The 20,385-nt window shown below is 60.6% G+C and carries 19 protein-coding genes; 3 read left to right on the forward strand and 16 right to left on the reverse strand.

Going from position 1 to position 20,385, the window contains the following annotated elements; genetic code table 11:
- Nucleotides 1-10: 10 nt before the first annotated feature.
- Entirely contained in the window at nt 11-961 is a 951-nt protein-coding gene (locus tag GBCGDNIH1_RS23060; RefSeq protein ID WP_011632809.1) for an MYG1 family protein, read from the forward strand.
- Between the two features lie 57 nt (nt 962-1,018).
- Here the strand turns inward: GBCGDNIH1_RS23060 and glnT are convergent, their stop codons facing one another.
- The 7 genes from glnT to GBCGDNIH1_RS23095 form a co-directional block, all read right to left on the reverse strand.
- A complete protein-coding gene (gene glnT / locus GBCGDNIH1_RS23065) occupies nt 1,019-2,326 on the reverse strand; it encodes a type III glutamate--ammonia ligase (RefSeq protein ID WP_025318480.1) in 1,308 nt (435 codons plus the stop codon).
- Between the two features lie 234 nt (nt 2,327-2,560).
- On the reverse strand, nt 2,561-3,907 hold the full coding sequence (locus tag GBCGDNIH1_RS23070; protein WP_011632811.1) for an FMN-binding glutamate synthase family protein: 1,347 nt from the start codon (nt 3,905-3,907) through the stop codon (nt 2,561-2,563).
- A 1-nt stretch (nt 3,908) separates the two neighbouring features.
- Nucleotides 3,909-4,598, reverse strand: coding sequence for a protein glxC (locus tag GBCGDNIH1_RS23075; protein WP_011632812.1), 690 nt, complete (start codon nt 4,596-4,598; stop codon nt 3,909-3,911).
- Nucleotides 4,598-5,491, reverse strand: a complete 894-nt coding sequence (locus GBCGDNIH1_RS23080; RefSeq protein ID WP_025318478.1) for a class II glutamine amidotransferase — start codon at nt 5,489-5,491, stop codon at nt 4,598-4,600. Before GBCGDNIH1_RS23080 ends, GBCGDNIH1_RS23075 begins: the two co-directional genes overlap by 1 nt.
- A 113-nt stretch (nt 5,492-5,604) precedes the next feature.
- Nucleotides 5,605-6,435, reverse strand: a complete 831-nt coding sequence (locus GBCGDNIH1_RS23085; RefSeq protein ID WP_232449652.1) for an SH3 domain-containing protein — start codon at nt 6,433-6,435, stop codon at nt 5,605-5,607.
- 11 nt (nt 6,436-6,446) lie between these two features.
- Nucleotides 6,447-6,845, reverse strand: coding sequence for a hypothetical protein (locus tag GBCGDNIH1_RS23090; RefSeq protein ID WP_011632815.1), 399 nt, complete (start codon nt 6,843-6,845; stop codon nt 6,447-6,449).
- On the reverse strand, nt 6,832-7,611 hold the full coding sequence (locus tag GBCGDNIH1_RS23095; RefSeq protein WP_043453121.1) for a HesA/MoeB/ThiF family protein: 780 nt from the start codon (nt 7,609-7,611) through the stop codon (nt 6,832-6,834). The genes GBCGDNIH1_RS23090 and GBCGDNIH1_RS23095 overlap by 14 nt, the downstream gene beginning before the upstream one ends.
- A 40-nt stretch (nt 7,612-7,651) precedes the next feature.
- Between GBCGDNIH1_RS23095 and queC the strand changes: the two genes are divergently transcribed.
- Nucleotides 7,652-8,410 carry a 7-cyano-7-deazaguanine synthase QueC gene (gene queC / locus GBCGDNIH1_RS23100; protein WP_011632817.1) on the forward strand — a complete coding sequence of 253 codons (759 nt, stop codon included), beginning with the start codon at nt 7,652-7,654 and terminating at the stop codon, nt 8,408-8,410.
- Here queC and GBCGDNIH1_RS23105 read toward each other — a convergent pair.
- The 4 genes from GBCGDNIH1_RS23105 to GBCGDNIH1_RS23125 form a co-directional block, all read right to left on the reverse strand.
- Nucleotides 8,332-9,750 carry an AmpG family muropeptide MFS transporter gene (locus GBCGDNIH1_RS23105; RefSeq protein WP_050748473.1) on the reverse strand — a complete coding sequence of 473 codons (1,419 nt, stop codon included), beginning with the start codon at nt 9,748-9,750 and terminating at the stop codon, nt 8,332-8,334. The two genes, queC and GBCGDNIH1_RS23105, sit on opposite strands and share 79 nt — an antisense overlap.
- A gap of 85 nt (nt 9,751-9,835) precedes the next feature.
- Nucleotides 9,836-10,087, reverse strand: a complete 252-nt coding sequence (locus GBCGDNIH1_RS23110; protein ID WP_043453123.1) for a hypothetical protein — start codon at nt 10,085-10,087, stop codon at nt 9,836-9,838.
- A 313-nt stretch (nt 10,088-10,400) separates the two neighbouring features.
- A complete protein-coding gene (gene typA, locus GBCGDNIH1_RS23115; protein WP_011632820.1) occupies nt 10,401-12,218 on the reverse strand; it encodes a translational GTPase TypA in 1,818 nt (605 codons plus the stop codon).
- Between the two features lie 226 nt (nt 12,219-12,444).
- Nucleotides 12,445-12,954 (reverse strand): hypothetical protein, encoded by a 510-nt coding sequence (locus GBCGDNIH1_RS23125; RefSeq protein ID WP_125911046.1) that lies wholly within the window; start codon nt 12,952-12,954, stop codon nt 12,445-12,447.
- Nucleotides 12,955-13,108: 154 nt separating this feature from the next.
- Here GBCGDNIH1_RS23125 and GBCGDNIH1_RS23130 point away from each other — a divergent pair, with 154 nt between their 5' ends.
- Nucleotides 13,109-13,282 carry a DUF1328 domain-containing protein gene (locus GBCGDNIH1_RS23130; protein WP_025287430.1) on the forward strand — a complete coding sequence of 58 codons (174 nt, stop codon included), beginning with the start codon at nt 13,109-13,111 and terminating at the stop codon, nt 13,280-13,282.
- A gap of 75 nt (nt 13,283-13,357) precedes the next feature.
- Here GBCGDNIH1_RS23130 and modC read toward each other — a convergent pair whose 3' ends face one another.
- From modC to GBCGDNIH1_RS23155, 5 genes are all read right to left on the reverse strand, one after another.
- The gene (modC, locus tag GBCGDNIH1_RS23135) at nt 13,358-14,476 is read right to left on the reverse strand and encodes a molybdenum ABC transporter ATP-binding protein (RefSeq protein ID WP_232449653.1); all 1,119 of its coding nucleotides are present in this window, start codon (nt 14,474-14,476) and stop codon (nt 13,358-13,360) included.
- Complete coding sequence (gene modB / locus GBCGDNIH1_RS23140; protein ID WP_043453126.1) at nt 14,461-15,162, reverse strand: molybdate ABC transporter permease subunit; 702 nt, start codon at nt 15,160-15,162, stop codon at nt 14,461-14,463. The genes modC and modB overlap by 16 nt, the downstream gene beginning before the upstream one ends.
- A 33-nt stretch (nt 15,163-15,195) precedes the next feature.
- Entirely contained in the window at nt 15,196-15,945 is a 750-nt protein-coding gene (gene modA, locus GBCGDNIH1_RS23145) for a molybdate ABC transporter substrate-binding protein (RefSeq protein ID WP_043453127.1), read from the reverse strand.
- Between the two features lie 117 nt (nt 15,946-16,062).
- On the reverse strand, nt 16,063-17,526 hold the full coding sequence (locus GBCGDNIH1_RS23150; protein WP_011632827.1) for an MFS transporter: 1,464 nt from the start codon (nt 17,524-17,526) through the stop codon (nt 16,063-16,065).
- Nucleotides 17,519-20,179: a DNA translocase FtsK gene (locus tag GBCGDNIH1_RS23155; RefSeq protein ID WP_011632828.1), complete on the reverse strand. Its 2,661-nt coding sequence runs from the start codon at nt 20,177-20,179 to the stop codon at nt 17,519-17,521. The genes GBCGDNIH1_RS23150 and GBCGDNIH1_RS23155 overlap by 8 nt, the downstream gene beginning before the upstream one ends.
- Nucleotides 20,180-20,385: the final 206 nt, after the last annotated feature.

A 20,385-nucleotide genomic window follows, 5' to 3' on the forward strand; every position in this document is an offset into this window, starting at 1 on the left:
CAGGATTTTTATGATCAAGAAGATTACGCCGCTGCTGATTACCCATAGCGGAAAATTCCATTGCGATGAGGTGTTCGCCTACGCCGTATTGCGTTTTGCTCTCGGTCTTTCCAGATCGGGTGAGGACCATGTGCTTCTACGCACCCGCAAGCCGGAGCTGATCGAAACCGGCGATATCGTTTTTGATGTCGGGCTGATCTCGGATCCTTCCAATAACCGGTTTGATCATCATCAGATCGGTGCACCTACGCGGGAGGATGGCACGCCTTTTTCCTCTGCCGGGCTGGTCTGGCAGATATATGGGGAACGTGCCGTCGCCTCCCTGCTCGCACCGCAGGATGCTGCCTTCGCCCCTGCCATCGCCACGGCTCTGGATGGAAAATTGGTGAAGCGCATTGACGAAATCGACAATGGTGTTTCGGCTTCAGGCCCGGTTGTTCGTAACTCTCTTGATCTTGCAGCGCTCGTCGGCGATTTCAACCCGCCCTGGGACAGCCCCGATGCCAACGGCCCCACGGCCGGAGATGACGCCTTCCAGCATGCGACCGCCATGGTGGCCGGTGTACTGGCACGCCAGGTCGATATCCAGCGCTCCAAGCTTCAGGCTGAGGCACTGGTCCTGGCGGCGCATGCGGCGGCTGATGATAAACGCCTGCTGGTGCTGGAGACCGGCATGCCATGGAAAAATGTCGTGTTCAGCCACGATCTTCCGGTATTACTGGCGGTCTCCCCTGCCTCCAATGGCAACTGGATGGTCGATACCGTGCCGCCAGAACCCGGCTCCTTTGCCCAACGCCTGCCTTTGCCGGAAAGCTGGGCCGGCCTACAGGGTGCTGATCTCGCGGCCGTCAGCGGTGTGGCCGATGCCGTCTTCGTGCATGTGCGCCGCTTTGTAGGCGGTGCCAAAACCCGTGAAGGGGCTATTGCGCTGGCTCACAAGGCTTTGGCGCAGGCAGGCTGACCGGGCTGCCGAAAAAAGGGGAGCCGAAGCTCCCCTTGATCTGCATCCGCTCAGGACTCAGCAATCCAGTGTCTGCTGCCGTTCCCAATCGGTGAGATGATACATGTATTCATCCCATTCCCGCTGCCGCAGCTTGACGTAACTGTCCACCACATCAGGACCGAATGCCGCACGGATGACTTCCGAACCTTTCAGGGCTCGCAACGCATCCAGCAGATTGCCCGGCAGCCTGCGCACATTGTCGAGCTTCGCGGCATCCCGATACATGTCGATATCCAACGGCTCTCCGGGATCGCCTTTCGTCTCGATCCCGTACAATCCAGCGGCCAGAATAGCGGCAGGCAGCAAATAGGGATTGGCCGCATTATCAGGCAATCTGATTTCCATCCGTCCGCCTGCCGGCACACGAATCATGTGAGTACGGTTGTCACCGGCATAGGTCACCGTATTCGGCGCCCAGGTCGAACCTGACAGGCCAGGCGGCGCAATAATCCGCTTGAAGGAATTGACCGTCGGATTGGTAATCGCACATAGCGCATCAGAACATTCCATCAGGCCGGAGATAAAATGATACCCCAGCGCAGACAGACCAAGCCCGCGTGAATCGGCTGGATCGTCCAGAAGATTACTCTCCCCGTTCCACAGCGACATATGCATATGGCAGCCGCTTCCGGTACGGTTCAGGAACGGTTTCGGCATGAAGGTCGCGCGCAGACCGTGCTTTTCCGCAATCGTACGCACCATATATTTAAAGAAAGTAGTACGGTCAGCCGTTATCAGAGCATCAGCATAATTCCAGTTCATTTCAAACTGGCCGTTTCCGTCCTCATGATCGTTCTGATATGGTCCCCAGCCCAGCGCCGTCATGTAATCGCATATCTCGCTGATCACATCATAACGGCGCATCAAAGCGCCCTGATCATAACAAGGTTTGCTGGAAGTATCGAGTGTATCGCCAATAGATGTGCCCGATGGATCCAGCAGGAAAAACTCAGGCTCCACACCGGTTTTCAGTGTAATTCCTTTTTCCGCAGCATCCTGTTTCATTTTCTTCAGAACGTTGCGTGGCCCCTGTGGCAGAATCTTGCCGCCCATATGCAAATCGGCCGCCAGCCAACCGACTTCCGGTTTCCATGGAAGCTGGATCAGGCTGTCCGGATCAGGCACCGCATTCACGTCAGGATGAGCAGGCGTCAAATCAAGCCAGCTTGCAAACCCCGCGAAACCCGCGCCTGATTTGACCATGCCATCAATGGCCGCTGCTGGTACCAGCTTTGCACGGTTAGTACCAAAAAGATCTACATAGGATATGAGGAAATAGCGAATACCCCTTTTTTTCGCTTCCTCTGACAAGATGGTCGCCATTGGCGTTTTCCTCTCCAGGACGGCCTGCTTCATGCGGCTGTCAATGCACCCGGGCCCGTTACCAATGATGATTTCACGCCCGCTTCATGCAGACAGCAAACGGGACTATGAAAGATGGCAGCGGGCGACATGATCAACCCTGTAATCGGCGTTTCCCGGCTGTTTTATACCGGTTATGATTTTGTTATGGCTGGCACATCGAACTGTGCCAGCCATTTTATCTGTCTTGGTGTCTCAGCCCGGCTGAAGCCCGGGAATCCAGTTCGTGCCAGCCAGCGGAACCCGTGCCATCGCAGCAGCCTCCATGGTCAGGGCAACGAGATCTTCCGGTTCCAGATTATGCACATGGCTCTTGCCGCAAGCCCGGGCAATCGTCTGTGCTTCCAGCGTCAGGACAGAAAGATAGTTGGCAATACGCCGACCGCCCAATACCGGGTCAAGCCGCGCCGACAGAACCGGATCCTGCGTGGTAATACCGGCCGGGTCACGCCCTTCATGCCAGTCATCATAAGCCCCCGCCGTCGTACCGAGCTTGGCATATTCTTCTTCCAGCGCAGGATCATTGTCACCCAGCGCAATCAGCGCACCGGTTCCAACCGCCACCGCATCAGCACCGAGTGCCAGCGCCTTCGCCACATCCGCCCCCATGCGAATACCGCCGGAGACGATCAGCTGCACCTTGCGATGCATGCCCAGATCCTGCAACGCCTGCACCGCCGGACGAATAGCAGCGAGAATGGGGAGGCCGACATTTTCGATGAACACTTCCTGTGTCGCCGCCGTGCCGCCCTGCATACCATCCAGCACCACGACATCTGCACCAGCTTTCACAGCCAATGCCGTATCGTAATACGGACGGGACGCCCCAACCTTTACGTAAATCGGTTTTTCCCAACCGGTGATTTCGCGCAGTTCCAGAATCTTGATTTCCAGATCATCCGGGCCGGTCCAGTCGGGATGACGACAGGCCGAACGCTGATCAATTCCGGGAGGCAGGCAGCGCATCTTCGCAACGCGCTCAGTAATTTTCTGGCCAAGCAGCATACCGCCACCACCCGGTTTGGCACCCTGACCAATCACAATCTCGATCGCATCGGCGCGCCGCAGATCATCGGGATTCATGCCATAGCGGCTGGGCAGATACTGATAGACCAGCGTCTGGCTATGTCCCCGCTCCTCCTGTGTCATGCCACCATCACCCGTGGTGGTGGAAGTGCCGACGGTTGTCGCACCCCGTCCCAAGGCTTCCTTCGCCGCACCGGACAGCGCGCCAAAGCTCATACCCGCGATGGTGACAGGAATTTTCAGATGAATCGGCTTTTTGGCATATCGCGTGCCAAGCCACACATCCGTACCGCATTTCTCGCGATACCCTTCCAGCGGATAGCGGCTGATGGAAGCACCAACAAACAGCAGATCATCGAAATGCGGAACCCGGCGCTTCGCGCCACCACCACGTATGTCGTAGATGCCGGTTGCGGCGGCACGACGAATCTGGCCAATCGTATATTCATCGAATGTCGAGGACGCACGCGGCGGCGTCCACAGGGCGTCATCCTGTCTGGGCGGGGATGCGGTCATGTCAGTAAGCTCCCGCGTTATCGAGATGGAAATTATAAAGTCGGCGTGCCGATCCATAGCGACGGAATTCAGCAGGATCGACCTGACCTTCCAGTCCGGCACGCCTGAACAGGTCGAATAATTCCTGCTTGTGCTCGTCACGCATTTCTTTTTCGATACAGTCCGTGCCAAGGCTTTTCACTGATCCGCGCACGAACAGACGCGCCTCATACAGGCTGTCGCCCAACGCCTCTCCGGCATCACCGAATACGACCAGGCGACCGGCCTGTCCCATAAAGGCGCTCATATGGCCGATGCTGCCACCGACAACAATCTCCACACCTTTCATGGAAATACCGCAGCGGGACGATGCATTACCGTCGATGCGCAGAATGCCGCCCCATGCTGTTGCGCCCGCCGAAGCCGAGGCGTCACCCTTTACATGCACAAAGCCGGACAGCATGTTTTCCGCTACACCTACGCCGACATTGCCGTTGACAACGACATGAGCCTGCTTGTTCATACCCGCACAGTAATATCCGGCGTTACCGTCAATCTCTACAGAGACGGGTGCATCCAGACCAACGGCAATGGCATGCGCACCTTCCGGATTAACAACCGTCCAGTGACTTTCATTGGTGTTTTCATGCAGCGCATGCAATGCGCCGTTCAGATCGCGCAAGGGCGTGGTAGCCAGATCAAAGGACGGCATCACTGATGCTCCCAGAAATAGACGGTCGCTGGTTCCGGTTCCCACACGCGGGCCTGCTTGATGCCCGGCAGCCCGGCAAGAGCACGATACTCCGATCCGAATGCGACATACTGATCGGTTTCCGCCATCACGGCCGGCTTACAGGCCACCGGATCACGCAGAACCGCAAAGCCGTTTTCAGTGCCGACAACAAATGTGAAGAACCCGTCAAGATCATTCAGAGATGATTTCAGCGCATCCCCGAGCGACAGACCCTGCCGCATACGCAGGCTGAGATAACCCGCCGCCACTTCCGAGTCATTCTCGGTCGTGATGCGAATGCCTTCGCGCTTCAGCATACGACGCAGACCGGCATGGTTCGACAGGGAACCGTTATGCACCAGACATTGATCCATCCCGGTCGAAAAGGGATGCGCACCACAGGTCGTTACGGCGGATTCTGTTGCCATACGGGTATGGCCGACCGCATGGGTGCCGGTCATATCGCCGATGCCGAAGCGCTGCGCGACACTGCGGGGCAGACCGACTTCCTTATACAGTTCGATCCGGTGTCCTTGTGCGAACACATCCACACCTGGAACATCGTGTAACCAGAGCGCGGCTGCCTCTCCGTACGCCGCGGGAACGATAAACACCGCATGCGTATCGTGGCGGCGCACATCCAGCGCCACGTTCAGCGCATCACGCATCTGCGTGGCCAGAGCGGCGAAATCATATCCATCCTCGGCCCGGAGAGAAAATTTCACCGTCTCCGTACTGCCGCCACCATAGATCGCGATTCCGGCGCTGTCCGGGCCACGATCGGTCATGGTGCCCAGCATATCGGCTGTCATCCGCCCCAGAAGCGGTTGAAGCCCCTTATCCTTTAAAAAAAGCCCGACAATGCCACACATCTTTCCATCCACCCGGCTTCATCCTGTCAAGGATGAAACAGCATGGCGGATAAAATGTCAACTCATATGAAAATAAATATCATCAGAAGAAATTATGGCCAGTTATATCCGGCTTAATGCGTCACCACCTCATCAGGCAGCAGCCCCCACATCGTGGAGCGGCGCAGATAGCCGCGATAAGATTTCACCTGCACCTGACACCACTCGGATTTGGCTTCACAGTTCTGTATCCGCCCCACCACACCGGGTTTCAGAATGGCGACGGCTGAGGATTCTTCATCAGCCCGGCGGCGCAGTGTGACAGGAGTCTGTCCGATGGTCAGGAAAGTGCGGCGGCCGGTGAGCGTCGCCTGATGCACCCAGCCCTTGACGCCTTCCTGATCCTGCACCAGACGCCAGACCTGAAATTCACGCACGATCTCAACCGGCAGTTCGCGGCGTTTATAAACCCACTCGATCGGATAACGCGTATCCGGCCCAACGCGCATATTGACCTCATCGGCCCGCAACGCGGCAAAACGCGGGATCGGCAGACCGGTGGCTGATCCTTTGTTCGGATCGGGTGGCGGCGGTTTGGGTTTGGCGTTCTTGTCCTCTGGCGCAGGGGCCGTTGCCGTAGCGGCAGCACCTGTCGCGGCTCCGGCCGCCGCAGCCGCGGCGGCAGCTTTGGGGACATGCTTGCCGGTCGCATGGGCATTGGCAGAAGGTGACGCTTTGGCCTTATCCCCAGCAGCACCATGATGCGGCGGAGACACCACCGGCGTTTTATGTGTCGTCGCCTTGTTATGATGGCTGGAGGAGTTGTGCTTCACCGCCGGACTGGTCTGCGCATAGGCAGTCTCACCCGCACCCAGCACAGAACCGGCGCATAAGGCCGCCAGCAATACATCCCGCGCAGACCGCTTCAGAACGGGGAGAGCAAAATTCATCAAACGGCTGTGCATGCAGTCTCCGTTCATATCGACACGATCTGGCAGCCCTGGCTGGCCTCCAGAAATCCGGCAATTCCGCCAATCCGCACCCCGGGCAATACATCCTGCGGCATGAGATCAGCCATTTTCAGTCCCGCTTCGCACAGGATCATCGGGATGTCGAATAACGACAGCGCGTCCCGCAATTCCTCCAATCCCGCCACGCCTTTCGCACAAGCATCCTGATCGCGGCTCGCCCCTTCCAGAGCACTCCAGTCCCGCATGAGTGCAGGGCAGGCGGCCGCGCTGGCAAAGATCACCACCTTCCGCCCCAGCGCCGCCGCACCCGCGGCAAGGCTGAACCCGAAATGCACCCGTGCGTAATCGCCGGAGAGCAGGATCAAGCCGAGACCCTGCTTCTGCCGCGCTTCATCCACGGCCATGCAGCCCTCCGCAGGACGGGCAATGAGGGTCACGCGGCAGGCGTATTGTGCGGAAACGACCGGCCAGAGCCTCCCAGATCAACAACCGGCCCGACAGGCTCTCCCCCATGCCACAAAGTTCCTTGATGACCTCTGTCGCCTGCAAACTGCCGAGAACACCGGTGACGGCACCGAGAATCCCGGCCTCCGCACAGCTCGGCACTGCTCCACGCGGAGGGATCTCCGGCGTCAGGCAGCGATAGCACGGGCCTTCCGGATCGAGATGCGGGCGAAACGTGGAAAGCTGACCTTCGAAACGCAGCACCGCGGCAGAAACAAGAGTACGCCGGACATGCAACGCCGCATCCGCCACGATAAAACGGGTCTGGAAATTGTCGCTGCCATCGCAGACCAGATCATAGGCGCTGATCAACGAAGCCGCATTCGATTCGTCGAGACGGCCGACATGCGTTTCAATCCGGATCTCCGGATTGATCGCCTCTGCCGCCTGACGGGCCGAATCGACTTTCAGCATGCCGATCCGATCGGTACTGTGCGCGATCTGGCGTTGCAGGTTGGAGAGTTCGACCCGGTCATCGTCAATCACACCGATCGTACCGACCCCCGCCGCCGCCAGATACAGCAGCAGGGGCGATCCCAGCCCGCCAGCCCCGACAACCAGCACGCGGGCCGCTTTCAAGCGCCCCTGCCCTGTCGCCCCCATTTCAGGCAGCAGGATGTGCCGCGAATAGCGATGGATTTCCGGTTCAGTCAGATCAATCGTCATAATGCTTATCATAGGCACTGCAATCGGGCAGAGGGAGAGCATGATCGAGACAAAACCGATTCCCGGCCTCGCCCTGCCCCGCCACGACCATGCGCTGGTGCTGTTTTCCGGCGGGCAGGATTCCACCACCTGCCTCGCCTGGGCGCTGGAGCGCTTCGCCCATGTGGAGACGATCGGCTTCACCTACGGCCAGCGCCACAGTGTGGAAATGGAATGCCGGGGCAGGGTGCGGCAAGTGCTCGCGCACATGAGCGGCCGTTCCGGTGCAGATTGGGGCAGCCGACTGGGTGATGATCATGTGCTGGATCTGGGCAATGCTCTGCACCATGTCGGACAGAGTGCCTTGACCGGGCGCTCACCGATCGAGATTGGTCAGGGCGGTTTGCCGACCAGCTTCGTGCCGGGCCGCAACCTGATTTTCCTGACCTATGCCGCCGCTCTGGGCTGGCGGCGCGGACTGCGACGGATGGTGGGGGGTATGTGCGAAACGGATTACTCCGGCTATCCTGATTGCCGCGACGATACGATCAAGGCCATGCAACTGGCGCTGAATACCGGCATGGAGGCGCATTTCGTGCTGGAAACACCGCTGATGTGGCTGACCAAGGCCGAGACATGGGCCTTGGCGGACTCACTGGGCGGACCAGCCCTTGTCGCCCTGATCGAGGAAGAAACCCATACCTGCTATCTGGGGGATCGCAGCCAGCGCCATCCATGGGGTTATGGGTGCGGGGAATGCCCGGCCTGCTCGCTGAGAGCGGAAGGCTGGCGCGAATGGCAGACGGCTTCTTCTGCCTGATCCCCCCCATCCGGCCGGGTTGCCAGCCAGATCATGATGGCCATTGCCGGCAAGGCTGACAGCGTACACGCGGCATAGAAACCGTGCCAGCCTAACCAAACCGCCAGAAATCCGGACGCACCCGCCACCGTATTCAACGGCAGGGCGGACAGTGAAGACAGCAGAGCATATTGCGTTGCGCTATGCCGGGGTGTGCACAGACCGGACAAATAGGACAGGAAAGACGCGCTGGCCAGACCACCGACAAAGGCCTCCACCGCCACTGTACCGACCAAAGCCATCCGGCTGCCCTGCGCATAGCCAAGCGCCAGATAGATCAGGATCGCCAGGGTCTGGATACATCCGGTCAGGACCAGTGCCCGCATGGTGCCCATACGCTGCTGAAGCCAGCCTCCCGCCGCCACGCCCGCCAGACCGGCGAACAGGGAAGGCGTATTGGCAAAAGCCACATCCGCCTTCTGATACCCCATCGCCCGGTAATAAGGAGGCAACATCTTTCCTGCCAGCGCCTCCCCCAGATGGAACAGCGTCACGAAGCATAGCGCCGCGATGCTGTAAGGCTTGCGCAGCATGTCCGCCAGCGGCGCTTTCATGGCATGCAGACGCCGCTGCCAGCCGGTTTCCAGCGTGACGGTCTCGGGGATAGACGGGATCGCCGGTTCCGTCGCCAGCAGCGTCACCACCATGCCAAGCGCACTCAGCGCACCCACGGCAAGCAGGGCCACATGCCAGCCCGCGAGACTGGCCAGCCCGATCACCCCGGCATTGCCGATCAGCAGCGCCATGCGATAGCCCCAGACATAGCCAGCCAGAGCCGGCCCCTGCCCGCGACGACCGAAAGTCTCGATCCGCCATGCATCAATGACGATATCCTGGCTGGCAGAAAAAAACGCCATGGAGGCAGCCAGACCGATGGTGAGGAAAGGCGTCGCATGGGGATCGGTCATGGCCATGGCGAGGATGCTGGTTGTCAGCACCGCCTGCACGAACAACAGCCATCCACGCCGACGCCCCAGACGTCGCAATGGTCCAGGCGGGTGAACATAATCCGCTACCGGCGACCAGAGAAATTTGAGCGAATAGGCCAGCGTGATCAGCGAAGACAGGCCGATCGCCTGCAAGGACAGACCGCTATCGCTCATCCACTGGCCCAGCGTGAAGTGGCACAGCGGGAATGGCAGACCGCTTGCAAGACCGTACAGACCGATCAACCAGAGGCGACGATCCGTCAGGGAAATCGTGGCAGCGCCGGGCGCGCCTGCCGCATCATCAGGAGGGGGCAATCCGGTCATCCCTGCGTCATGCCCTGCCTGGAAGAACACGGCAAGACGCGGGACCATCCTCCACCAATCCAGACGCCGTACAGCAAAACGCCGGCCCCGGTACAGGACCGGACCCGGCGTCGCCTGTCAGGAGAAGCGCGAATTACTGCGCAGCAGCCGGAGCAGCGGCGTCAGAAGACTTCGCGGCCTTGCTGTGATGACCAGCGTGCTTGGCGTGGTGCTTCTTGCCATGGCCCTTCGCCGGAGCGGCGTCGGTGGTGGTGGCAGGAGCAGTAGCCGCAGGTGCCGCGGCGGCCGGAGCAGCGGTTTCGGCGGACTGAGCGAAAGCAGGGGCGGCAAAAGCGAAACCAGCCAGCAGAGTGGCGGTCAGGATCACATGGCGCTGAATGGTCATGTCTGTCTCCATAGAAAACTGGAAAGAACGAAACATGCGGTACACCCGGTGGGAGCATATGAAGCCGACGCGTCCCTCACCGAGACTGACCGTCCGCACCGCACAGCCTGTAGGTTAAGCACACAAGTTTTGTTCCGGCTATGGGAGGAAGCTTAACAGGAAGATGAAATTATGGTTAGAAATGCCTGCAAAACCAGCAGAAAAACAAATTTCTGTTACATTTTCGTAGTACGGTCACAACAAAACACCCGCCCTGGTTAGGGCGGGTGTTCTTGGCCAAATGATGACAAATTGGACAGGTGGCGTGACCTGATCAGGCCGCATCACCCGAGCGCTGGGCTTTTTTGCGCTCATTCGGATCAAGATGGCGCTTGCGCAGACGCACGGCACTCGGCGTCACCTCGACCAGTTCATCATCCTCAATATAGGCAATGGCCTGTTCCAGGCTCATCTTGCGCGGCGGAACCAGCAGCAGAGCCTCGTCCTTGCCGGCAGCACGGATGTTGGTCAGCTTCTTTTCCTTGATCGGATTCACATCCAGATCGTTCTCACGGGAATGCTCGCCTATGATCATGCCGACATAGACTTTCTCGCCGGGATCGACGAACAGCACGCCACGATCCTGTAGCGCGAACAGCGCATACTGCACGGCCTCGCCATCGGAATTGGAAATCAGCGAGCCATTGCGGCGGCCTTCCAGCGTACCCTTGTAAGGGCCATAGCCGGAGAACAGCCGGTTCATGATTCCGGTGCCACGCGTATCGGTCAGGAATTCACCATGATAACCGATCAGGCCACGGCTGGGGATCAGGAAGGTCAGACGAACCTTTCCACCACCGGAGGGACGCATCTCGCGCAGTTCGCCCTTGCGACGGGACATCTTCTCGACCACGACGCCGGAATAAGGCTCGTCCACATCGACCAGCACTTCTTCCATCGGCTCCTCGCGACCATTCTCGGTCTCCCGGAACAACACGCGGGGACGGCCGATCGCGAGTTCGAAGCCTTCGCGGCGCATGGTCTCGATCAACACACCGAGCTGAAGTTCACCACGGCCCGCGACCTCGAACGCATCGCTTTCCGAGCTTTCAGAAATGCGAATCGCGATATTACCTTCGGCCTCACGCATCAGACGGTCACGAATCTGGCGGGAGGTCACCTTCTTGCCTTCGCGGCCCGCCAGAGGACCATCATTGACGCGGAAGGTCATCGCCAGTGTCGGCGGATCAACCGGGATCGCCACCAGCGGCGCTTCCAGTTCCGGCGCACCGATGGTTTCCGGCACCGTCGTATCGGACAGACCGGCAATGGCGATGATGTCGCCTGCCTCGGCTTCTTCCACCGGCACACGATCCAGACCGCGGAAGCTCATCAGCTTCGTCAGGCGACCGGTTTCCACCACCGAGCCATCAGCGCGGAGCGCCTTGACCGGCATGTTCAGCTTCGCGCGGCCCTGCTCGACACGACCGGTCAGGATACGGCCCAGGAAGTTGTCGTATTCCAGAATCGACGCGACCATGGCGAAGGGCGCTTCCTTGTCCAGCTGCGGCGCAGCCACATGACGCAGGATCAGGTCGAACATCGGGTTCAGGTTTTCCCGCGCGCCTTCCAGAGACTCGTCAGCCCAGCCCTGACGGCCCGACGCATACAGAACCGGGAAATCGAGCTGCTTTTCATCCGCGTCGAGAGAGGCGAACAGATCGAACACCTCGTTCAGCACTTCATCCGGGCGGGCGTCGCCACGATCAACCTTGTTCACCACGACGATGGGACGCAGGCCGCGGGCCAGCGCCTTGCCGACCACGAACTTGGTCTGGGGCAGCACGCTTTCCGCGGCATCGACCAGCACCAGCGCGCCATCCACCATGTTCAGGATACGCTCGACCTCACCGCCGAAATCGGCGTGGCCCGGGGTGTCGACGATGTTGATGCGGACATCGTTCCACATCACGCTGGTGCATTTCGCGAGGATGGTGATCCCCCGCTCCCGCTCCAGATCATTGCTGTCCATGGCGCGTTCAGCGACCTGCTGGTTCTCACGGAAGGCGCCGGACTGCTTCAACAGCTGATCGACGAGGGTGGTCTTGCCATGGTCGACGTGCGCGATAATGGCGATATTACGGATGTCCATGCATAATCCGAGGCTGAGCGCAGCCGATGGAGCCGCGCGGCGGCAAGGCAGAGGGCCATCCCCTTCCGCGTTTCAGCAGAAGAAAAGAACTGGCCACCCACCAGACCTGTTGCGTTGCGGCGCACAGATAAAGGCTTGTCCCGCCGGTTGCGAGACAAAAAGCCGCATAGCTCCCCTTCCCGACGTTTTTTTCATCCCGCCGGCGCATTCAGGTCACTGCCGCCCATCACGGATGCCGGGTGGAAAGCACCTGTAATGCGGCGTCGACCTGGACCCTTGCTCCGGCAAAATCCTTTTGGGCCAGTGCCGTCAGGGCTGAGTTGATCGTCTGGATCACCGGCGATTGATCCACCGGATGCGTATCAGTCGCCAGCACGGAACGATCGAGCAGACGGGTTTGGGCGCGCTCCATCGATTCCTGTGCCAGTCCACTCTGCTTCTGTTGCAGCGCCTTCAGCGCCACCCGCAGGAGAGCAACAGGCCCGTTCGCATCCTCCGGCACCGGCAGGCTGGGCGCAATGGTCGAACGGGTATTGGCCGGATCAATATTGCTGGCCTTGTCGGAGCGCGGCAGGGAACTGCCGGTGCCGATCACGTTCCCCGGACGGGCGCCGTCAGGCGTGCTGCTATCCGCATGCGCGCGCTGAACCGATCCCAGCAGCAGCATGGCGGCCACCAGCGCCGCAGCACCGGCGGAACGGTTATGAGACAGTCGATCTTGGATATGTTCGTGCATGGCCTCGTTCCCCATTTCATCGGCGCCCCCTCTGGCGGGCCGCTCCAGGTCACAATCCAGAAACGTATTCAGTTTGCCGACACGATTATAGCGCAACCATGTCCGGATTCTGAACGTTTCGTATGATGTATGGGTTTATAAATAGGGGGTGACGATGCTCAAGCTGGCGCTGTTTTTCCTTGTGGTTTCGCTGATTGCGGGCCTGTTCGGATTTACCGGGATCTCGGCGGCCTCCGCCGGGATTGCCAAAATCCTGTTCGTTATCTTCCTGATCGTGTTCGTGGTGCTGCTGGTCATGGCATTGGCCGCCGGAAAAGCCATTCTATAGCGATCTTTCCACATTCAGGCGAAACAACGGCTCTCTGCCCCAACCGGCAGGGAGCCTTTTTCGTGGCCGCCTCCATCAGGGTCCCAACACATCCACCGCCACCGATTTGATCAGGGCCAGTACATGTCGACCGGGTTCAAGACCAAGCCGTTGAATCGCATCCCGAGTCACCCGGGCCAGCAAATGGCCACCGGGCAAAGCCAGCCTCACCAATGCTTCCTGTGTCGTTCCGGCCTTGCCCTGGAGATGGGCCGGCTGCCAGTCGGTCATCACAACGGGCAGAATATTGTGCAGGCTGATATGACCGGGTGACTCCGTCGCCACGATCACATCGGCGGCCGGTATCCTTACCCGCAAGCCCGTTCCCGGCTTCAGGGCCTGTAACGGCACCAACACTTCGGTCCCGGCACAGGACAGGATGGTCAAGCCACGATCGGGCATATGGCCGGATACCACCGCTTCCAGAACCGCACCGGCCTCATGGCCGAAACCGCCGGACAATGCCGGATCGGATGAAATATGGCCCAGCGATCCGCTCGCCCGTACCCGGCCCGTTTCCAGCAGCACCACATCATCCGCCAGATACGCCATCTCCTGCAGAGCATGCGTCACGTACAGCATCGGCAATCCTGCTGCTTTCAAACGGCGCAGGACCGGCAGAATGTCCTGCTTGCGCGCCTGATCCAGACTCGCCAGCGGCTCATCCATCACCAGCATATGGGGACGGGACAACAACGCCCGACCAATCGCCACACGCTGACGCTCGCCGCCCGACAAGGTCGCGGGACGACGCTTCAGCAGAGCACCGATCCCGAGCATGGTCATGATTTCTTCCCGCGACAGGGGAAAATCTCCCGACAGGGGAAAATCTCCGGGCGGGGCACGCCGCGCGCCGTATTCGAGATTGCCCAGCACCGAGAGATGCGGGAACAGGCGAGCATCCTGAAAAACGACTCCGATCCGGCGTCGTTCCGGCGGCAAGTCATGCAGATCAAGGCCACCGACACGCAGATGCAGATGGTCGGGCCGCATCAGACCGGCCACCGCCATGGCAATGGTCGACTTTCCCGCCCCGGAAGGCCCGAACAGGACAGTGCATCCTCTGCCTGCAAAACAGACGTCGATTTCTGTTCCGGGAAACCGGTGATTCAGCCGGACCTCCAGCGCGGCCGATGACATCAGCTTCCCGACCACCGCCGCATCCGGCGGTTTACATATTCCGCCAGCCCCAGTCCGCCCAGCGCCAGCAGCAGCGACAACAGCGAGAGGCGCGCCGCAGTCGCGTCCCCCTCTGGCGACTGCAAGGCGCTGTAGATCGCCAGCGGTAAAGTCTGGGTCTGGCCGGGAATATTCGCCGCAAAGGTGATCACCGCTCCGAACTCCCCAAGGCAGGCCGCATAGGCGGTGATGGCCCCGCTCAATAATCCGGGGGCTGCCAGCGGCAAAATCACCGTCACGAACCGGTCCCATGCTCCGGCCCCCAAGGAACGGGCGGCCTGTTCCAGACCCGGATCAACCGCTTCCAGTGACTGACGGATAGCCCGGACCAGAATGGGCAATGTCATAACCGCGCAGGCCAGGCTGGCACCCGCCGGAGTAAAAGCAAGCCGGATGCCGAACCAGTGATGCAAAAGGCTCCCGACCGGTCCCTGCACGCCGAATACCACCAGCAGCAACCAGCCGGTGACCACCGGAGGCAAAACCAGCGGCACATGCACCAGCAGATCCAGCATCGTACGGCCGGGAAACCGCCAGCGCGCCAATGCCGTCGCCAGCAGCAGCGCAACCGGCAACCCCATGCATAATGCCCGCGCCGCCACCGACAAGGTCAGCCGCAGCGCCACCCATTCATCACCGGAGAGCGGGAACGGCCAGATCATGCCCACCGCATCTGCGTAACAGCGATACCGGTCTCAAAGCCCCCGAAAGCCATAACGGGCAAAAATCGCCAGCGCCTGCTCTCCGCGCAACCAGTTCCATACGGCTTGCACGGCCGGTGTGTTGCCGTTGGCAAGAACAGCCATTGGATAGATGATCGGATCATGGGTTTTCGCCGGAAATGTCGCCGCAACCGTTACGCCCTGAGCCGCTGACACATCGGTCGCATAGACGATCCCGGCCGCAGCCTCACCCCGCGCCACCAGTTGCAACGCCCCCCGCACATCCTCCGCCACCGCCAGTTGATCCGCCACACTATCCCACAATCCCAGACTGGTCAGAGCCTGACGGGCATAAATGCCGGCCGGCACATGGGATGGATCCCCCACCGCCAGCCGCCCATCTCCAAGCAGGGCCTTCAGGGCCTCTTTCCGGGTGAGATCAACCGCCTGTGCCTTCGCGCCCGGAACCACCAGCACCAGCGTATTGGCCAGAAGATCAACCCGCGTATTGCGGGCAAGCAGGTTTTTAGCCGCCAGCGCATCCATCCATTTCTCATCGGCGGAGATGAAAATATTGGCAGGCGCACCTTTCTCGATCTGCCTTGCAAGAGTGGAGGAGGATGCAAAAGACAGGGTCAGACCGGTCTCTGCCTCCCGTCGGAGGACCACATCGGCCTCTTTCAGCGCGTCGGTCAGACTTGCCGCTGCGAAAACCGTCACGGGTGCATTCTCTGCCGACGCCCGCGATGATTTCAGGATCATCGGCCAGAGGGCGGCACTCATGAGCAGACCAGTCCCCAGGCAACGGCGTGATATGAGCATCATACGCTTCCCATCGTTATGACCGTGTCAAATATATCGCCTTGTCATTGCTGCTGCCAGCCGACAAGAATACCTGCCTTAACGCTTGCCAGCCCCGGACATTTCCGCGCCTGCCGTACGCGCCATACCCAAAGCTGTCGGGGCAGCCAACAAGGCAATCGCGCCGATCAGCAGAAAAGCGACCGAAAAATCCGCAAGACCCGGTTGAGTACGGCCATGAATGGCCATAGCCATTTCCAGTGCTCCCGCCCCGGCTGATACGCCGATTGTCAGGGAAAGCTGCTGGATCGTTGAATACAGGCTGGTCGCGGCACTCATCCGGCCCGGCCCGACCTCGGCATAGGCAAGTGCATTATAGGCGGTGAATTGCAATGACCGCAGAAACCCTGCCGGAACCAGCAAGCCATAGACCAGCACCAGCGGCCAGGAAGGTCGCAACGCCGCCACCAACGCCACCAGCACCGCCGAGCCAATCCCGTTCCAGAACAGTGTATCGCGAAAACCCCACTGCCGCAGCGCCCGCGCCGCCACCGCTTTCATCGCCAGAGCCCCCACGGCACTGGCCAGCGTAATGGCCCCGCTTTTCAGGGGTGTCATCTCGAAACCCACCTGAAGCATCAGCGGAAGCAGGAATGGAAAAGCACCCGCTGAAATCCTGAATAAAGTGCCGGAGATCACTGAAACCCGGAATGTCGGCAGACGCAGCAAGCCCGGATCCAACACCGGCCTCTGTCTGCCGCGCGCATGGCAAAGATAAACGACGGCACAAAGCAGGCCCGCCATGGCCAGCAACAACGTCACCCATGGCGGCACCACACCCCGCCCCACCGTTTCCATACTCGCCATCAGCAATGCCACTGCACCACCGGACAGTATCAGACCGCGCGCATCGAACGGGCCGGGATCAGGGGCGCGTACATCCGGCACATGCAGCGTCACCATGAGGATACCGAGCAGGCCAACCGGAATGTTGATATCGAACACCCATGGCCAGGAGGCATATTGCACGATCAGCCCGCCGAGCGGCGGCCCCACCACCGGTCCGACCAAAGCCGGGATCGTCACCCATGCCATGGCATTGACCAATTGTTGCTTGGGAACGGTACGCAGCAACACCAACCGCCCGACCGGCACCATCATCGCACCCCCCAGCCCCTGCAGGACACGGGAAGCAACCAGCATACCGAGCGTGGTGGAATACCCGCACAGCACTGAGCCAAGCGTAAAAATTCCGATTGCCGCGCGAAACACATTGCGGGCCCCGAACCGGTCCGCCACCCAACCGGAAGCAGGGATAAAAACCGCAAGGCTCAACAGATAGGCCGTCAGGGCCATGCTCATATGAACCACCGGTACACCAAATTGCCGCGCCATGGCGGGCAGAGCGGTAGCAATCACGGTGCCATCGACATTCTGCATGAACAGCGCACAGGCAACGATCATCGCCGTCACGCGGCTGGACGTCGTCACCACCCGGTCCCCGCTACCCGCATCATTGCGGGCCCCATTGCGGGCCCCATTGCGGGCGCTGTCTTCAGTCATCCTCACGCGGGGTACGGCGGACCAGCACCTCACGTTTGCCGACATGATTGGCGGGGCCGACGATGCCTTCTTTCTCCATCTGCTCGATCAGCTTCGCTGCACGGTTATAGCCGATGGACAGATGACGCTGGATGAAGCTGGTGCTGGCCTTGCCTTCCCGCGCCACCAGCGCAACGGCCTGATCGAACAGACCTTTCTCCCCGTCGCCCGCCCCGCCCATGCCGGGAATCATGGAGCCGCCATCCTCGTCACTACCCTCGGTGACTTCCTCGACATAATGAGGCTCGCCCTGCGCACGCAGGAAATCGACCACCTTCTCTACCTCACCATCCGAAACAAACGGGCCATGCGTGCGCAGAATGCGTCCCCCACCTGCCATGTAGAGCATGTCGCCCTGACCCAGAAGCTGCTCCGCGCCCTGCTCTCCCAGAATGGTGCGGCTGTCGAACTTGCTGATCACCTGGAAGGAAATACGGGTCGGGAAATTGGCCTTGATGGTGCCCGTGATAACATCCACGGACGGGCGCTGTGTCGCCATGATGACATGAATACCGGCAGCGCGGGCCATCTGCGCCAGACGCTGCACTGCGGCCTCGATCTCCTTGCCCGCGACCATCATCAGATCGGCCATTTCATCGATCACCACGACGATGAATGGCAGCGGCTCCAGCGCCAGCTGCTGCTCCTCGAAAGTCGGGCGGCCTGTTTCGGGGTCGAAGCCGGTCTGTACCCGGCGGGTCACGACCTCCCCCCGCGCACGGGCTTCAGCCACACGTTCATTATAGCCGGTGACGTTACGCACGCTGAGCTGGCTCATCGAGCGATAGCGGCGCTCCATTTCCCGCACGACCCATTTCAGCGCCGTCACCGCCTTGGCCGGTTCGGTCACCACGGGCGACATCAGATGCGGGATGCCATCATACACCGACAGTTCCAGCATTTTCGGATCGATCAGGATCAGGCGGCATTGATCCGGGGACAGGCGATACAGCAGCGACAGGATCATCGCATTGACGCCGACCGACTTGCCGGACCCCGTCGTGCCGGCAATCAGCAGATGCGGCATGCGGGCCAGATCGGCCACCACTGGCGCACCGCCAATATCCTTGCCGAGCGCCAGTGCCAGACGGCCCGGATGGCGCATCGCCTCATCCGCGCCGAGCAATTCGGCGAGGTACACCGTCTCCCGTTTATCGTTAGGCACCTCGATCCCGATGACGTTTCGCCCCGGCACCGTGGCGATACGCACCGCGAGCACCGACAGGCTGCGGGCGACATCCTCCGCCAGGCCGATCACGCGAGCACTGCGGATGCCGGGGGCCGGTTCCAGCTCATACAACGTCACCACCGGACCGGGGCGGATATCGCGGATCGCTCCCTGCACCCCGTATTCGCCCAGCACCGTTTCCAGCAACCGGGCATTTTCCTGCAACACCTCGTCACTCGGCCGGCTACCGCCACGGGGGGGAGGCTGCGTCAGCAGGTCGAGCGGCGGCAACTGCCAGCCCGGCTCTTCTTCCACAACCTGCCGTGCTGAACGACCATAAGAGGCAGCACTCTGCGCTGACAGGGACGATGCCCGCGCAGGCACAGCCACCGTGATGCGCGGATCAGGTCTGATCCGCGGCGGTGCAGGCACCCCGACCGCTTCGGAGGGCGGTGCTGCCTGAATCTGCCGCTCGTCAAAGTCTTCATCGGGGAAATAGGGATCGTCCCCATCATCCCGCATGGCACCATCGACAGGCCCACTCCCGGATGGCGTGCGTTCCTGCGCCTTCTGGCGGGCACGGGCAGTGCGGGAGGAACGGTTTTCCTCCCGCACCCCCTGTTCCATCACCGTCATATCATAGCGGAGATGCCCCTCCGCATCGTCCTCATCATCCACCAGCCGGACCGCACGCTGTTTCAGCCGCCCCAGCAATCCGCCACCCCGACCGAACAGACCGCGTGAACGAGACATGGCGGGACCGATATGGTCACCATAAACCGATGACAGGGACGCCGCTCCACGCCCTGCAGCCCGCCACTCCCCCGCAGAAAGGCCAAACGCCAGAAAGACCAGCAGGATGGCCAGGCCAAGCCCTGCCACCCAGATCAATCCATCCCCCAGCGGTCCCAGCACTGCATGTCCGGCCTGGAGCGAAGCACCGGCCAGCAGATCGCCGCTCAATCCGCCCGGGCCGGCGGAACTTGGCCAGTTCCGATGCAAGGCAGGAACCAGTTGTCCCACAGCCGCCACCACGGCAGACACAACCGGCATGGCGACAAGCAGACTGCCGAACCGCAAGATCACACTGCCCAGTCCGCGATGGGACGAAATCCGCCATGCCCAGATCAGCATCGCCAGCACCGGCAGGATCGCCGCCACCCCAAATCCCTGCAACAACACATCCGCCAGCATGGCCCCGGCACGGCCTGCCAGATTGGTTGGCTCCTGCCCGGTTGCGGTATCGAAGGAAGGATCGTGCGGGTTATAGGTTACCAGCGCGATCAGCAGTGCCAAAGCAACAAGGCCCAGCACCAATCCCCCCATCTCCGCCATACGGCGATGGGCAAGTGCTTTCAGGGCGGGGGACAGGAAACGTTTTGCCTGCCTCTGACGTGGCGAGGTCACGACGGCCATCTGGTCTCCACTGTTCAGCAAATGTTTCAACCTTACCCGATAAGTCCCTGATCAGCAAAGGCCCATACCGCATCTATCCATACCGTGATGACATGTGTGAGTGGAAAGCAGCCGCTTCGCACATGTTATCGAACCGGTCCATCATCAGAAACGTTCGCTCCGGACTTTCGCGGGGTTGCGAGCGGCAGACAGCATCCCAACTACCAACATGATTGCCCCATCAGGTCCCCAGCAGG

This window comes from Granulibacter bethesdensis CGDNIH1, from assembly GCF_000014285.2.
In the GTDB taxonomy this organism is placed as follows: domain Bacteria; phylum Pseudomonadota; class Alphaproteobacteria; order Acetobacterales; family Acetobacteraceae; genus Granulibacter; species Granulibacter bethesdensis.

What these genes read in the sequence shown, in the direction of transcription:
- GBCGDNIH1_RS23110 (WP_043453123.1), bottom strand. Translation starts at nt 10,087, where the DNA reads ATGACCATTCAGCGCCATGTGATCCTGACCGCCACTCTGCTGGCTGGT.
- GBCGDNIH1_RS23060 (WP_011632809.1), top strand. Translation starts at nt 11, where the DNA reads ATGATCAAGAAGATTACGCCGCTGCTGATTACCCATAGCGGAAAATTC.
- GBCGDNIH1_RS23085 (WP_232449652.1), bottom strand. Translation starts at nt 6,435, where the DNA reads ATGCACAGCCGTTTGATGAATTTTGCTCTCCCCGTTCTGAAGCGGTCT.
- GBCGDNIH1_RS23130 (WP_025287430.1), top strand. Translation starts at nt 13,109, where the DNA reads ATGCTCAAGCTGGCGCTGTTTTTCCTTGTGGTTTCGCTGATTGCGGGC.
- GBCGDNIH1_RS23090 (WP_011632815.1), bottom strand. Translation starts at nt 6,845, where the DNA reads ATGGCCGTGGATGAAGCGCGGCAGAAGCAGGGTCTCGGCTTGATCCTG.
- GBCGDNIH1_RS23150 (WP_011632827.1), bottom strand. Translation starts at nt 17,526, where the DNA reads ATGACTGAAGACAGCGCCCGCAATGGGGCCCGCAATGGGGCCCGCAAT.
- GBCGDNIH1_RS23075 (WP_011632812.1), bottom strand. Translation starts at nt 4,598, where the DNA reads ATGCCGTCCTTTGATCTGGCTACCACGCCCTTGCGCGATCTGAACGGC.
- GBCGDNIH1_RS23125 (WP_125911046.1), bottom strand. Translation starts at nt 12,954, where the DNA reads ATGCACGAACATATCCAAGATCGACTGTCTCATAACCGTTCCGCCGGT.
- typA (WP_011632820.1), bottom strand. Translation starts at nt 12,218, where the DNA reads ATGGACATCCGTAATATCGCCATTATCGCGCACGTCGACCATGGCAAG.
- GBCGDNIH1_RS23105 (WP_050748473.1), bottom strand. Translation starts at nt 9,750, where the DNA reads ATGGTCCCGCGTCTTGCCGTGTTCTTCCAGGCAGGGCATGACGCAGGG.
- glnT (WP_025318480.1), bottom strand. Translation starts at nt 2,326, where the DNA reads ATGGCGACCATCTTGTCAGAGGAAGCGAAAAAAAGGGGTATTCGCTAT.
- GBCGDNIH1_RS23080 (WP_025318478.1), bottom strand. Translation starts at nt 5,491, where the DNA reads ATGTGTGGCATTGTCGGGCTTTTTTTAAAGGATAAGGGGCTTCAACCG.
- GBCGDNIH1_RS23070 (WP_011632811.1), bottom strand. Translation starts at nt 3,907, where the DNA reads ATGACCGCATCCCCGCCCAGACAGGATGACGCCCTGTGGACGCCGCCG.
- GBCGDNIH1_RS23095 (WP_043453121.1), bottom strand. Translation starts at nt 7,611, where the DNA reads ATGACGATTGATCTGACTGAACCGGAAATCCATCGCTATTCGCGGCAC.
- modB (WP_043453126.1), bottom strand. Translation starts at nt 15,162, where the DNA reads ATGATCTGGCCGTTCCCGCTCTCCGGTGATGAATGGGTGGCGCTGCGG.
- modA (WP_043453127.1), bottom strand. Translation starts at nt 15,945, where the DNA reads ATGAGTGCCGCCCTCTGGCCGATGATCCTGAAATCATCGCGGGCGTCG.
- queC (WP_011632817.1), top strand. Translation starts at nt 7,652, where the DNA reads ATGATCGAGACAAAACCGATTCCCGGCCTCGCCCTGCCCCGCCACGAC.